The 14,543-nt window shown below is 67.1% G+C and carries 9 protein-coding genes and 2 pseudogenes; all 11 read right to left on the bottom strand.

The features are described from left to right. A pseudogene (locus tag AC1DWT_RS39035) lies at positions 1 to 121 on the bottom strand (glucose-6-phosphate dehydrogenase (coenzyme-F420)); the annotation flags it as partial. After that, positions 118 to 509: pseudogene (locus AC1DWT_RS39030) on the bottom strand (6-phosphogluconate dehydrogenase); the annotation flags it as partial. The pseudogenes AC1DWT_RS39030 and AC1DWT_RS39035, both read right to left, overlap by 4 nt. A 294-nt stretch (positions 510 to 803) precedes the next feature. After that, positions 804 to 2,696, bottom strand: a complete 1,893-nt coding sequence (locus AC1DWT_RS39025) for a CoA-transferase (RefSeq protein ID WP_206015773.1) — start codon at positions 2,694 to 2,696, stop codon at positions 804 to 806. Positions 2,697 to 3,639: 943 nt separating this feature from the next. Next, a complete protein-coding gene (locus AC1DWT_RS39020; RefSeq protein WP_206015772.1) occupies positions 3,640 to 4,641 on the bottom strand; it encodes a PDR/VanB family oxidoreductase in 1,002 nt (333 codons plus the stop codon). Between the two features lie 107 nt (positions 4,642 to 4,748). Next, positions 4,749 to 6,215, bottom strand: coding sequence for an aldehyde dehydrogenase family protein (locus AC1DWT_RS39015; protein ID WP_206015771.1), 1,467 nt, complete (start codon positions 6,213 to 6,215; stop codon positions 4,749 to 4,751). Next, positions 6,212 to 7,300 carry a zinc-binding dehydrogenase gene (locus AC1DWT_RS39010; protein WP_206015770.1) on the bottom strand — a complete coding sequence of 363 codons (1,089 nt, stop codon included), beginning with the start codon at positions 7,298 to 7,300 and terminating at the stop codon, positions 6,212 to 6,214. The genes AC1DWT_RS39015 and AC1DWT_RS39010 overlap by 4 nt, the downstream gene beginning before the upstream one ends. Before the next feature lie 58 nt (positions 7,301 to 7,358). Continuing rightward, entirely contained in the window at positions 7,359 to 8,531 is a 1,173-nt protein-coding gene (locus AC1DWT_RS39005) for a cytochrome P450 (protein ID WP_206015769.1), read from the bottom strand. Positions 8,532 to 9,509: 978 nt separating this feature from the next. Continuing rightward, entirely contained in the window at positions 9,510 to 11,093 is a 1,584-nt protein-coding gene (locus AC1DWT_RS39000; protein WP_477924717.1) for an IclR family transcriptional regulator domain-containing protein, read from the bottom strand. 15 nt (positions 11,094 to 11,108) lie between these two features. Beyond that, complete coding sequence (locus AC1DWT_RS38995) at positions 11,109 to 12,407, bottom strand: MFS transporter (RefSeq protein ID WP_477924715.1); 1,299 nt, start codon at positions 12,405 to 12,407, stop codon at positions 11,109 to 11,111. A 145-nt stretch (positions 12,408 to 12,552) separates the two neighbouring features. After that, the gene (locus AC1DWT_RS38990) at positions 12,553 to 13,344 is read right to left on the bottom strand and encodes an enoyl-CoA hydratase/isomerase family protein (RefSeq protein ID WP_206015766.1); all 792 of its coding nucleotides are present in this window, start codon (positions 13,342 to 13,344) and stop codon (positions 12,553 to 12,555) included. 26 nt (positions 13,345 to 13,370) lie between these two features. Beyond that, on the bottom strand, positions 13,371 to 14,522 hold the full coding sequence (locus tag AC1DWT_RS38985) for an acyl-CoA dehydrogenase family protein (protein WP_206015765.1): 1,152 nt from the start codon (positions 14,520 to 14,522) through the stop codon (positions 13,371 to 13,373). Positions 14,523 to 14,543: the final 21 nt, after the last annotated feature.

The following is a 14,543-nucleotide window of genomic DNA, read 5'->3' as shown; positions in this document are numbered from 1 at the left end:
GCTGGAAATGATCCGACACCGTCGCCGAATCCATCCCGTGCCGCTCCGCCAGCACACCCAGCTCCACCAACTCCCGCGGACCGAACTGCTCCGCAGACGCCTTGTAACCCAGCTTGATCATGACTGCACCGCCTCCATTTTCCGGACCTGATGTCCGCCGAACTGCTGCCGTAGAGCCGAAACCGCCTTCATTGCCGGCGAATCCAGCTGTCGGGAGAGAATCGCGCGAACAGGACGGCCGAGAAACGGAACCGGCACCGCGGGAGCGATGGCCTCTCCGATGGTCCAGCGGCCCTCTCCGAGTCCTCGGGGAACCCGGATATCGAGCTCAAACCTGGGTCCTCCCGGAGTGCAGCCACCAGAAGTTCGAGCAGCCAGGGTCGCACCACGGTGCCCTTCTGTCACGCTCTCATCACGCTGTCAACCGCGGTGATGCGGGGTTCGCGGCCAGAAAGTTCATAACCTTCGGCGTACGCCTGCATCAAGCCGTACTCGATACCGTTGTGAACCGCAACGCTCAGCGCGGCCGCCTCGATCCGGAAGCGTTCGCCGAGGGACCGGCCCACGATCTCACGCGCAACGGTGAAAACGGTGCCAGCCGGGGTGCCCGAGGTCGGTGAGCACCCGTCGATCGGCGGGTGGATCCCTCTCGCCCGAAGGATCTGCCGCAGCCGACGGTGATACCTGTCGAGAGTCATGCCGAAGGTCTCGAAGACATCGCCGGCGGATGCCCCACCGAAGGGCGCCCACTGGGCGGCGAATTCGAGGAGTTCGTTGTCCTCGCGGTTCATTCCCGAGTTCTCCTACACCCTCGCTGTGCCCGCACGATCGCCTCGGCCGCCGAGGCGCCGACCCAGATGGCCGTGGGGATCCCGTGGAGTATCGGCGGGCGACATCCTCGTCGATCGGCCGAGGAGGTTGCCGTCCGGGTCCACCGTCCGGAGGTATTCCAACTCCGTCGCGCTCGGCGCTTCCATCGGATGGGCATCGGGTGCGAGCTGTACGTCCCAGCCGGTTGCGGTACGGATGAGGGCCAGGGCCGCGTCCGCGTTGTCGGCCAGATCGGAGAACCACGCGGACAGTACGTACACCCCATCCCTTTTCCGGAGGTGGCCGATGTCCGTGGCGATGACGTCGAGGTGGGTGCCCCGGTAGCTGATGAACCGTGCCGTCTCGACAAACTTGCGCGGGTCGGCCGCCACCACGGCGATCGTGGTCACCTGCGCCGCGATGTCGGTGCTCCCTCCGCCGCCGACCAGGAAGTTGCCCGAGGGCGAGCGATTGCTGTTGGCATTGCCGTGGCTGTCGATGACCCCGGCCGACAGTACCGCGATCGTCGTCTCCGCTGTCGAGGGAAGCAACATTCCGAGCACCTCGAGGGTGCTGCTGAGGTGCCGCGCGGTCGGCAGATTACGGGTATTGGAGAGGGTGGCGTCATGGGGCCGGGGGACGTAGCCGAGGACACCGCTCTCGAAGACCAAATCGACGACGTGCGCGGTCGCGAGGAGCGTGGCCCGTCCCAATGCGGCCGCGAGGTGCGACAGCCCGGCACCGGCCACAACGGTGCGAGTCCCCGACGCCCGCGCCACCGCCTCCATCGCGCGGGCACCGGATACGGCGAGACGCTCGCTCACGGTCATCTCACTGACCTCGACAGACTTCGGTTCGTCATCGAGTGCGTCGATGCGCCAGGACTCGTCGAGATCCATGGCAACCAGATGTTCGATTCGCTCTCGGCCGAGCTGGCTGAGGTATTGCCCGCGGCCCGGTAGGTCGATCCACCGCTCGCTGAAGGACTCCGCGTCCTCGACGGTTCGCAGACGCCCCAGTTCGGCGAGGAAGGCGTAGTCCTCGCCGTAGCCGGACGCTCCCTCCACCCGCACCGGGACCGGCGAGGCGGCCGGGTGTGCACCGAAGGGCACCTGCGCGACACCGAGAACCCGGGCCGCGGGCACCCGCACGTGGCCCGCCCACCGACGCAGCTCCGCCGGGGACACGATGTGATCGGCCGTGAGGATGACGCCCTTCCGGGCGGCGTAGACGGTGTGGAGGTCCTCGGCGAAGGGCGGGAATATCACCCCATTGCCGTCCCAGTCCGCGACCGGGCAATGGATGAGCGACACATCCGGGCGCAGCGCGGGCATCACCGAGCGCTCCGAGCCATCGAACGGATCCACCACGATCCTGGTGCCTGGCCCGAATCCTGCGGGCAGGTCCGTGCCGTCCATCGTTCCGGCCGGCACGAAGGGCCACCCGAGCGCCCCGGCGAGTACCCTCTGGATCAGGGCCAGGATGGACCATTCCTCGACGACCAGCGAGCCGTCCTTGACCGCCTGTGCGAGGATCGAGTTCGGTCGCACCGCCGGATAGGTGGTCGCCGCGAACGAGGTGATGAGCTTGTCCACCCCGCCCGAGGCGACGAGGAGGCCGAGCTCCGCGCGCAGGGACGCGGAGATGACGGTCAGGCCGCGCAGTCGACCGGACCGCGCCTGCCGGATCACCTCGAACAGCGCGGCATACGCCCGCGTGGAGAGCCAAGGAAAGTGGATCGCGTCGCCGGGCCGGACCTCCTGCTCGACGAGCTGCTCGAGCGGCTGCACTCGTGAGCGGGCGGGCGCGGTGGCGACCGCGTCGTAGCGGAAGGCCTCGGCCGCTCGCAGGGGGACGGCGACGTCGGGGAAGGTGATGGGTTCCACCCTGAGAGTCCAATCTGTTTGGTGATGCCGGCTGGTGCCTCGTCCTCGAAGTCCGTTGATCGCGAGAAGACTTCGGGCGCGGGCACTAGTGCGTCGTGGGATAAGTAACTTGACGGTCGAGGCTTCGGGTACGAGCCATTAGACGATGTTGTTGCTCATATGTCACCCACTCGCAGTGGATTTCGATCAAGCGCCGATATCGCAGACAGACCGTAGACGAACTCACTGGAGGTGACGCCTTTCCGAAGTTGGGACACCTGGAACCCGACAGCTGCTGTTAGTCGGCGTTTGTACTCGGTGATGTCGATTGCGAATGCGGCGGTGATATCCCTCGGAGCAGGCCCACCGAGCGGTTTCCAAAGAAGCGCAAAGTCGAGAATGTCGTTGTCACTAAGGTGGTTCCACATTTCGTTCCTATATGAGGCGCGTGCTCAAGTTTGCGTAACTGCCTGGGATCTGTCGGATCGCCGGCCGCCCGCTCCGTCGACGTGAGCCGCCGAGCGACTCACGGAACGGGATGAGGATCGTCCGTTCGCAGGGGGTGCGGGGTATGTGCTCGCCAAACTGCGCATTTCCCGTTGAGCGCAGTTGGAATCAGGTATGACCTGCCACAAACGTTCGATGAACCGGAGCCGCGACATTCCGAAGTGAACGAGGATCTCTTCCTCGTCCGGACCGCCGTATGGTGTCCACATACTGGCGAACTCGATGAGGCGCTCCGCCTCGGTGTCGCGATGCTTGCGCGTGCGGTTGACCTCGGCCCATGCGGCGCGTCGCCGCTGGGACCATCTGCGATACTCGCGAGAATTCATCGGATTGAACGATCTACTCAGGGCCTGTGGTGGCCTTCGGGATTTGGTCGTCCTCGCAGCGGCAAGGCGTAAAGCGGAGTGACATCAGTTCAGGGGTGACTGTCAAGTTACTGTAATTTCCGCACGGCGCACTAGAGGTCGAGAACCAGTCGCGCAGACCTCGAACGCCCCACGCAGACCATCATCCGGTCACCGCACGCGCGCTCCTGGTCGGTGAGCAGCTGATCGTGATGCTCCGGCTCGCCTTCGAGGACGCGCACTTCACAGGCCCCGCAGTAGCCCTCTTCGCAGTCCGAGAGGAAGTCCGGGATCGCTTCGCGCACAACATCGATCAGGGTGCCGTCAGCCGGCACGGTTAGCACTGCACCGGTGCGGCGCAACTCGACCTCGAAGCTGTTGCCGCCCGATTCCGTCTGGATTGCGATGCCGCCGCGCGGGACGCTCGATGACGCACCGAAACGCTCCACGTGCAGAGCATCCGGCGCGAACCGCGTGGCTGCATGCTCCTCTGCCGCCCGAATCAGACCCTCGGGCCCACAGCAGTAGATCGCGGAATCGATTGGCGCACGGCCGAGCACGGTATCGAGGTCGAGCATCCCGTGCACGTCCTGCGGTACGACCTCGATGTTCCCCATGCCGAGTTTGTCCAGGTCGTCGAGAAAGGCCATCGACGTCTCACTGCGGCCGCCGTAGATCAGGGTCCACGGCACGCCGCGGCGACTGACCTCGCGCGCCATGGCGAGGATCGGAGTGATGCCGATTCCCCCGGCCAGGAACAGGTAGGAGGGGGCGTCGACGAGCCCGAAGTGGTTGCGCGGTCCCCGCACCGACAGCGACCGCCCCACCAATGCGGTGTCGTGGATCTCGCGCGAACCGCCGCGGCCGTGCTGATCCCGCAGCACCGCGACGGTGTACGCGGCGCGGTCACCGGGGTCCCCGCACAGCGAATACTGGCGCACCTTCCCCGAGGGGAGGACCAGGTCCAGATGCGCCCCCGGGGTCCAGGCCGGCAGCTCCGCGCCGCTCGGATCGACCAGCCGGATCGAGACGACACCCTCCGCCTCCCACGTCACCTGTTGCACAAGCAGCTCATACACGCGCTGCAGATCAGCGTCGAGGCCAGCGTTTGTCATGCGAATTCATCCGTTCACAATTGTTCGTCGTTGCATTTCTTGACATGGCGTCGTGGTCTGGCGCGGGCCGCCGTGGCGCGCGGCGCGGTCGGACCGGTCTGGCGTGACTACCCCAGGATCTGGCGATCGTTGATCTGGTGCGTCCAGGTGTACTCGAGCAGACCGTCGGTCCCCATCTCACGGCCGTAGCCGCTGTCCTTCACCCCGCCGAAGGGGGCACCGGGATCGAATGCGGCCATGCCGTGCTTGTTGATGAACGTGACGCCCGCGTCGATATGTCCGGCCATCTCCCAGGCGCGACTCGGGTCGGTGGTCCAGATGCTGGAGGTCAACCCGTACGGCGTCGCGTTCACCAGCGAGATGGCCTCGGCGTCCGAGCCGAAACCGATGATCGGCAGGGCGGGTCCGAACTGCTCGTCGGCGACGATTCGCTCCTCCCCGCGCACCTGCGTGACCAACGAGGGCAGGTGGAAGTACCCGCCGCTCCACGACCCCTGGTCCCTCGCGCGGCCGAACGACTGCACCTTCGCACCGGAGGCTTCGGCGTCCGCGAGCATCGCGGTGAACCGCTTGAACTGTCGCTCGTTGGCCAAGGGACCCATCGTGACCTCGGGATCGAGGCCGTCGCCGACGACCACGTCCTGGAGGGCATCACCGAGCTTGGCGGTGACCTCCTCGAGCAGGCTGTCGTGTACATACAGCCGCTTCACCGCGAAGCAGACCTGACCGGAGGTCACGGTGAACGCGGCCACCAGCTTGCGGATGAGGTCGTCGTCGACGGTGACATCGTCGAGCAGGACCGCGGGATCGTTGCCGCCCAGCTCGAACACGCCTCTGCGCAAACGTGATCCGAGCGCCTGGGCGACCGCCCGGCCCGCCTCGAGTCCGCCGGTGAAGGCGATCATTGCGACGTCGGGATGGGCGCTCAGCGCGGCACCGACCCGCTCGCCGGTGCCGGTCACGACGTTGACGACGCCGGCGGGCAGCGCTGCGCCGATTGCCTCGATGGCCTTGAGCACACCCAGTGACGCGAACGGGGAGGGTACGGCGACGATCGTGTTGCCCGCGAGCAATGCCGGGCCGAGCTTGACGCCCAGCAGTGCGATCGGCCAGTTCCAGGGAACGATCGCACCGACGACGCCGACCGGACGGCGGCGGACCTCGAGTCGGCCGGTGTCGTCGAACCGGCGGTCGGTGAGGACCTTGTCCAGCGCGTCGAGATCGTTGAGGTAGTGCGACCACGCCCACGGTGGGGACTGAAAGTCCATCACCGACTCCGCGAGGATCTTGCCCATCTCCCGGGTCAGCGCCTCCGGAGCCGAGGGGTCGATCGCCGCCAGCCGTGCGCCGGCCTCGGCTACCATCGCCGCCCGCTCGGCGAGGGGAAGGCGCGCCCACTCGAGCTGGGCCCGCTTCGCGGCGGATACCGCGACATCGACGTCGATTGCGGTTCCGTCGGGTATCGACCCGACGATCTCACTCGTCCGTGCCGGATTGATGACCGAGATCCGCCCGCCGTCACTTCCCGCGTGCCACCGGCCGTCGACATACATTTGCATCTCCAGTGCGCTCACAGCAGCACCACTCCCTTGGTGATTTCGTTCGCGGCCAGCCGGTCGAGGGCCTTGGGGACCTCGTCCAGTGCGAAGGTGGCGTCGATGACCGAATCCAGCGGCAGCCGGCCGTCCATGTAGAGATCGACGAACGCGGGTATGTCTCTTTGCGGGAGAATCGATCCGGCGTAGGTACCGGTCAGCCGCTTGTGCATCAGGAACCCGAACAGGTCGAAGGTGGCGGTCACCGAGGCGTCCATCACGCCGATGGCGACAGCCAGTCCGCCGGGGCGGACGGACTGCAGCGCGGTCTCCAGGGTGCCCTGTGCCCCCACCGCGTCGAAGCCGTAGTCGGCGCCCCTGCCGTCGGTGAGGTCGCGGATCGCGTCCACCGCGTCCGCCCCGGACAGGGTGAGCGTGTGCGTTGCCAGGCCCAGTTCGCGGGCCCGCGCGAGCTTGTGCTCGGCGATGTCGACCGCGATGACGGAGGTGGCCCCCATCGCGCGGGCACCCATCATCGTCGCGAGTCCGACACCGCCCGCGCCGATCACGACGACACTGCTGCCGGGTCGCACCTCCGCCCGGACGATCGCGGCCCCCAGACCGGTGGACCATGCGCAGCCCAGGCCGGCGAGCTTGTCGAGTGGCGCGTCCTGACGAATCTTTACCGCCGCGGTGGCGGGCACGACGGCGTACTCCGCGAAGGATCCCTGGCAGAAGAGGGTGTGCACGTCGTCATCGCCGGACCGGAGTCTGGTGGTGCCATCGAGCATCGTGCCCGAAAAGCCCACCGCGCCCTCGCACAGCACGTACTCGCCGCGCTGGCACTGGAAGCACGAGTGACACGAGGTGACGATCGAGCAGATCACGTGATCACCGACCGCGAGGTGGTCGACGCCGGGGCCGACCTGATCCACGATCCCGGCACCCTCATGCCCGAGGACGATCGGTCGCGGCGAGGGCAGGTGTCCCGCCAACACCGAGACATCGGTGTGGCAGATCCCGGAACTCACCAGGCGGACCCGCACCTCGCCCGCCTGTGGGCTGGGGTCCGGCAGCTCCTCGATCTCGATCTGGCCGACTCCGCGGCTGACTGCAGCTCTCATGTGTATCTCCTGCACGTGGTGTGATGTGTGAGAAGCGCGCGAATCGCGCTGTGGCCGTTTATTGCTGGGGCGTGAAGACGATCGGCAGTGAGCGGATGACCCGGGTCTGCCCCTCCGATATCCGCACCGCGGCCGGGTCGGCCAATCGGTAGTCCGGGATCCTGCGGAGGACCTCGTCGACCATGATGCCGAGCTCGAGCCGGGCCAGCGGGGCTCCCGGGCAGCGGTGCACACCCGCGCCGAACGCGAGGTGCCGGTTCGGCTTTCGGTCCAGGACGATCGTGGCCGGTTCGTCGAATGCGGCCTCGTCGTGGTTTGCCGACAGCCAGGACATCCACACCCGCTCGCCCTCCGGGATCACGGTCCCAGCTACGTCGACCTCACAGGTGGTCGTGCGGGCGAAGCCCGGGACCGGTGTGACGTAGCGCAGGAACTCTTCGATCGCGGAGTTCAGCAACTCGGGCCGTGCCTGCAGCTGCGACCGCAGATCGGGGTGACGGTCGATCAGGGTGAAGATGTGGTTTGCCGCAGCGGCGGTTGTCTCGCCGCCCGCCCCGGTCAGGGACAGGTAGATGTCGAGCGCCTCCTCCTCGGTGACCGGACGGTCGTCGATGGTCGACGCGAGCAGGTGGCTGGCAAGGTCTTTGGTCGGGTTCTCCCGGCGGTCCGCAATCAGCCGAACGTAGTAGTCGCGGATCTCCATCTGCAACGCCATCCCTTCCTCCGGCGTTGCGACCGAGACCAATCCCAACGACCAAGCGCTGAATCGGGATACGTCCTCGTCGGGAATCCCGAGGAGCCAGGTGATCACCCGCGACGTCAGCGGGAAGGCCAGGTCCCGCGCCAGATCTGCCTCGCCGGCGGTGACGAACCGTTCGATCAGTTCCACGGCGTGCTTACGGATCTCACCCTCGAGCTCGGCGATCCTGCGCGCGCTGAACACGACATTGAGGAGCGACCGGTACTTCGAGTGCTCCGGCGGGTCGGACTCCATGGGGATGAACGGTCGCGGAGCACCGACCGATGGCAATGTGATGGTGGGGAGGGATGAGAACCGGGGCGTGTCCCGCGTTGCTGCCTCGACCTCCTGATAGCGGGTCAGCGCCCAGAATCCGCCGTAGTTCTCGCTGTGCTGGACGGGACACTTGGCCCGCATGTCGCGGTGAATCTCCTCAGGATCATCAAGAGTGGCGACGTAACGGTTGTCGTAGTTGTTGTTGCTGATGTCCACTGCTCCCCCAGAATTGGGATGGTCGGCCAGAAGCCGGTGATTGTGTCGTGCGCCACATCGGGCGATACATAGACATTAAAGCCTTCCGATCGGAAGGTCAATGACTGATTTCGGAGAATCTCACCGAGCTGGACGCGTCATCACGCTGCGGGTGAGGGCCCGACGACGGGTTGCCACATCACTCGCACGCCCGGCGACAAACCGGGCGACCGGCGCTCGGCTCACCTGGCGCCGGCGGTCCCGGGACACCCCTTTCGGGCCATTTTGACGACTTTGGTCACAATGTGTGCGATTGAGAGCTGTCGATGATCGAATCCAATCCGATTGCGACACACCATGCTCGGACGCCGCTCTGCGCGGCGAAGTTTGGTCGCCGCCGGGTTCGAGGGTGCCGAGACGAATCGGCCGGGGCCACTTCGGCATCGTCTACCGATGCCAGGCAGCCCACCCGTGCACCTGACGTGCCTGGCGCTGCACCTGGCGTGCCTGTCGCTGCGCGGATGCGAGGACCCCGCGGAGCTGATCAGCCACTTATCCGGACGGCGTCGCGCGCCACATCCGCCCAGGCGGTCCTCGGTCTCGCATACTCGCTGCTCGACTGGAGTTCACTCACCGACGCCGCGATCGCCGAGCTCAGGATCGAGGCCGATGTCCTCCAAGCTGCCGTGAGGATCGCGGCCGACCGGATCGACGGTGTGGACGAACTGGTCTCCGAATGCCTCTCGCGACCGAGGATCTGCGCCCGTGGACCGTGGCCGGAGCGGCTGGCATCGCCACGTTCGCCGCGATCTGCCGGTTCGACTTCGGTGGCGCCCGCCGAATGCCGGACTCGGCGGCCCCGTACCACGAGAGGATAAGCGACCGTACTACACTATGTACGGAGCTGGACGGCGGTCGATGGCGTCCGGAGTGGCCGCCGATCCCGAGTACGTTCCTGGCGGACGCACTCGGCGCCGCGCGCCCGCCGTAGCGGCGCGGTCAGGCCGAGTGGCGGCGGCTCGCGTCCGTGAGTGCGCGCGCGATGGCGAGCGCGGTGACCCGCACATGGTCGGCGAGCCTGGGGTCGGCGAAGATCTGGGAGATGGGCCCGCAGACCGAGATCGCGGAGGCGCCCGCCCCGGGAACCCGGATGGGTGCGGCGACGCAGCCGTACCCGATGACCAGCTCCTGGCGGTCGTACGCGACTCCGCACCTTCGGATCTCGGCGATCTCTCGGTGCAGTCGCCCGCGTGAGGGGATCGAGTTCTCGGTACTGCGCGTCAGCAGCGGACCGCCGACACGGTCCAGATCGGACGGGTGCGCGCTGCTCAGGAGTGCCTTTCCGAGTGCCGTGCAGTGCGCGGGCAACCGCCCGCCGACGCGGGTCGGTATCGCGGCGGCCGGGCGCCCCCCGATCTTCTCCAGGCACACAATGTCCGGCCCGTCGAGCACGCCGAGGTGTACGACATGTCCTGTCAGCCGGTGCAGTTCGTGCAGGCTCGGTACGGCGACGCGGTGCAGGACGGCCTGGTGCACGGCGAGCGAACCCAGCTCGACCAGGCGCATGCCGAGCTCGTATCTGTGCCCGACGCGACGCACCCACCGCAGCTTGACCAGGCTGACCAGCATCCGATGTGCTGACGAGCGCGGGAATCCGGTGTACTCGGCGACCTCGTTCACCGTGAGCTGACCGCGGCCGTCGAAGGCGTCGAGGAGCGTCGAGATCCTGTTCAGCACCGTTGTCGGAGGCCTGTGTTCGGCATGTGATGTCATGTCATCTCCTTGTTGTRGCCACCCCGCCCGGCAGGCCCGGCTCACCTCTCGTCGACCCGAGATGGAGAGCCACCTCGGGTCGACGGCGCGCTCGCTGCGCAGATACGGCCGCAGGTTCCCTTTTACGGTTTTGGCCTCGCCGTGCACGAAGGCCTGGACCTGCCCCGGCAGCCACCGCGCGCCGCGGACGGCGGCGATCAGCGGCGCGCGGTCGCCCACCAGGTGCTCGGGGGCACGATCGGGCGGGGTCCCCCGGTGGACCCAGTGCACGTCCACGCGGGCCGAGGTATCGAAGTCCACCTCGTCCCGCGGGCCCGCGACCTCGACGAACACCTGCGCGGTCGCGTCGTCGGGGAGCGCCTCGACGGCGGCGGCGATCGCCGGTAGGGCGGACTCGTCGCCGACGAGCAGGTGCCAGTCCGCGCCGGGATTCGGCGAGTATCCGCCGCCGGGACCGATGAATCGCAGGGCCTCCCCGGCGGCGACGGTGTCCGCCCATGGTCCGGCGACGCCCTCCGCACCATGAACGACGAAGTCGATCGCGACCTCCCGCCTCTCATCGTCCACCGACCGGATCGTGTACGTCCGCAAGGCCGGGTGATCCTCGGGCGCACAGCAGGCCCGAATGGCGTCGAGATCGACCGTATCCGGATATCCGACACCGGGTTTGAGGAAGACCAGTTTGACGTAGGCGTCGGTGGCTCCGTTCGGGGTGAAGTCGTCGAACCCGGCTCCTCCCGCGAACACCCGGACCATGTGTGGGCCGATTCGCTCGGTTCGGGTCACCGCCATCGTGAGGATCCGGCGCACCGCACACTCCTCTCGTCAGCGGGTGAGTTCGGTCTCGCCGGCGTCGGCGGCGATGTCCTCGAGGGACCGGTTGGTGGTCCGTTCACCGAACAGCATCAGCCCGAGCCCGAGGACCACGCCGACGACCGCGAGGTAGACGAACACCGCACCGAAGTCGAAGGCGCCGTATACGGCAGCCACGATGAACGGACCCCCGATACCCGCGATGCGACCGATGCCGTTGACGACTCCGTTGCCGATCCCGCGAAGGTGGGTGGGAAAGACTTCGGGGGCGTAGGTGTACACCGCGGTCAGCAGCGCATGGATCAGCATCGAAATCGCGAACCCCACCACCAGCATGACCGGTCGACTTCCGGTGGCGGCGAGAGCGAACAGCAGCACCGCCAGGGCAACCGTCAGCGCGAACACATAGTTCTTCCGGTCCCACCTGTCGATGAGCAGCGAGGAGGTCATCGCGCCTGCCACCGATGCGATGCCCAGGATGGTGACGAAGGTGAGCGCCTCCGCCTGGGTGTATCCCCGCGCGGTCAGCAGCGAGGGCAACCACGGCGACCAGCCGTAGGCGATGAGGACGAAGCACGCCATCGCCGTTAAGGCCACCACCGTGCGCTTGACGTAGCGCCTGGCGAACAGGTCGCGGATCGATCCGGTGCGGATCACGGGCTCCGGACYAGGCGGCGGAAGGGGCGCCCCGGTCGCCGCCTCGGCCTCCGCTTCCAGCCTCTTTACCAGGACCTCAGCCAGATCGGGGCGGCCGCGGGCAACCTGCCAGCGCGGCGACTCGAGCAGGCGGCGATACCCCGACACGACGCCCAGGATCCCGAGCGACCCGAACACATACATCCACCGCCAGGTGTCGTCCCCGAGCGGAACGACGATCCGCGAGACCAGTGCCGCGATCGGAACGGCGACCGCCCCGATTGCCGCGATGATCGCAAGGTAGCGACCCCGAATGCGCGGCGGCAACAGTTCGCTGGCATAGACCATGACGGCACCGACCAGGGCTTGCAGCCCCACTCCGGTCAGCCCCCGGAGAACGACAACCGTCTCGTAGTTCGGGGCGAAGGCGGTCGCCAGACAACAGACCGAGTACACAACAGTAGAGGCCAGAATGATCCGGCGCCTCCCGAAGCGATCCGCGAGCTGACCGCCGACGAGGGCGCCGAGGAACATCCCGACAAACGGCGCCGCCGACCCCAGCGCGATCTCATTGACGCTCAGCCCCCACTGCGCGCGCATCGCCGGGACCGTGTTCCCGAACACGACGATGTCCACGGCGTCGAACAGGTAGAAGAACCCGACGAGGACCATCATGCTCCTGAGGGTTCTCGTCGCGACCGGAAGTCGATCTATCCGGGCCCCGAGCCCGGGCGAGCTCGGTAACTGCGAAGTGTCAACAGTCATGGCAAGTCCATTCCGCGGGTCAGGTCGAAGGCGGTGACAGGGAACGCCGCACGTGTCAGCGCCACTTCGAGTAGTCGGCCGGACGCTTCTCCATGAACGCATCGCGTCCCTCGTCGACCGATTCGGCCGGCACGCCCATGGCGATCATGTCCAGGCCGTTGACCATGGTGTCGTAGGAGTAGTTCCACCAGACGTTGCTGCCGGCCTTGGCGATCTGGAGCGCCTGAGGGTGCAGCGCGAGCAGCCGCTCGGCCCACTCGCGGGTGGTCTTCTCCAGATCCTCGTCGTCGACGACCGCGTTGACCCAGCCCCACTCGAACGCCTGCTGGGCCGACACCTTCTCGCTGAAGAAGACGATTTGCTTCGCCCGCTTCTCGCCGATCTGCAGCGGCAGGACGTTCGTCCCGCCGAGGACGGGGCACGCCCCGATCATCGTGCCGGCCTGGCCCAGCCGCGCACTGCGCGCGGCGATCGCCAGGTCGGCGGCGATGACCAGCTCGTTGCCGCCGCCCACCGCGATCCCGTTGACCATCGCGATGACGGGCTTGCGGCAGGATCGAATCGACGTCATGGCTCGCAGGGCGTACACCCCCGTGTCGACCAGGCCCTTCTTCGTGAACTCCCGCACATCCCCGCCGGCCGAGAAGGCGCGGCCGCTGCCGGTCAGTACCACCACGCCGACCTCCGGGTTGACCGAGAGTCCGTCGAGCAGGTCGGCGAGACGGTGGAACTGGGCGGGGCCGAAGGCGTTCAACGTCTCCGGCCGGTTGAACGTGATCCAGGCGATCCGGTCCTCGATCGAGAGGAGGATGTCCTCATCCGATCCGTGATATCCGTTCAATGACATGGTGATTCCCTTCTGGTCCGGTGTGGCTAGTCCCACCACAGGGTTCGGTCGAAGACCGCCTGGGCGAGGAGATTCTTCTGGATCTGGCTGGTTCCCTCGACGATGGTCAGCTGTTTCGCGTCTCGGTAGTACATCTCCACCGGGTGGTCCTTCATGTATCCGGCGGCGCCGAGCAGCTGTACTGCGGTACCGGAGACTTTGACTGCGGTTTCCGTCGCGACCAGCTTCGCCATCGACAGCAGGGGAACCGCGGCCTTGTCGAAGGCGCCCTCGTCGACCATGCTGGCCGCGCGGTAGGTCAGCAGGCGGGCTGCCTCGATCTCGGCGGCGTGCTCGGCGACCATCCAGCCGAGTCCCTGCTGGCTGGTCAAGGGCGCTCCGAACGCCTCGCGCGTGCGCATGTAGTCGACGGCGTACATCAGCGCGCCCTCCGCGAGCCCGAGGCCGCGTGCCGCGACGATCGGCCGCATCGAATTCAGGGACAGCATCGCCAGTTTGAACGCCTGGTCGGGCTTCCCGACCAGCGCCGATTCGGGCACCCGGACGCCGTCGAGGCGCAGCTCCCCGGTGTTCACCCCCCGCACGCCCAGCTTGTCGTCGACGTGGGCCACCGACACGCCGGGGAGGGTGCGGTCGATGAGGAAGCAGCTGAAGCCGTCCTGACCGGTGCGCGCGAAGACGGTGTAGAAGTCGGCCTGCTCGAGTCCGGACATCCAGCACTTGGAGCCGGTGATCACCCAGTCCGTTCCGTCTCGGACCGCGCGGGTCCGCATACCCTTCAGGTCCGATCCGGCCTGCGGCTCGGACAGGCCGAAGGACGCGCGCCGGGCGCCGCTGGCGATGTCGCGAACATAGGTGTTCTTCTGCTCCTCGGACCCGCCGATGAGAATGGGCAGGGCGGGCAGTCGGGTGAGCAGCAGCATCAGCGCGACGGTGTTGGAGTATTTCGCGACCTCCTCGATGGCAATCGTCAGCCCCAAGGTTCCGGCGCCGGATCCGCCGAATTCTTCCGGCGTCGCCAGTCCGAGCAGGTCCGCCGCGAGCAGGGCCTTGAAGATGTCGTCCGGGTACTCGTTCCGGCGGTCGATCTCCATCGCGCGCGGCTCGACCACGGTCTGCGCGAATCGTCGGACGGTCTGCGCTAGCTCGACGTACTCGTCGGGAAGTGCGGCATACATTAAGTCTCCAATTACGTTGAA

The organism is Rhodococcus sp. P4_B6, assembly GCF_056402215.1.
Note: the sequence above shows the minus strand (reverse complement) of the source record. Positions and strands in the feature narration are given on the sequence as shown.

What these genes read in the sequence shown, in the direction of transcription:
- AC1DWT_RS39020 (WP_206015772.1), bottom strand. Translation starts at nt 4,641, where the DNA reads ATGACAAACGCTGGCCTCGACGCTGATCTGCAGCGCGTGTATGAGCTG.
- AC1DWT_RS39010 (WP_206015770.1), bottom strand. Translation starts at nt 7,300, where the DNA reads ATGAGAGCTGCAGTCAGCCGCGGAGTCGGCCAGATCGAGATCGAGGAG.
- AC1DWT_RS38990 (WP_206015766.1), bottom strand. Translation starts at nt 13,344, where the DNA reads ATGTCATTGAACGGATATCACGGATCGGATGAGGACATCCTCCTCTCG.
- AC1DWT_RS38985 (WP_206015765.1), bottom strand. Translation starts at nt 14,522, where the DNA reads ATGTATGCCGCACTTCCCGACGAGTACGTCGAGCTAGCGCAGACCGTC.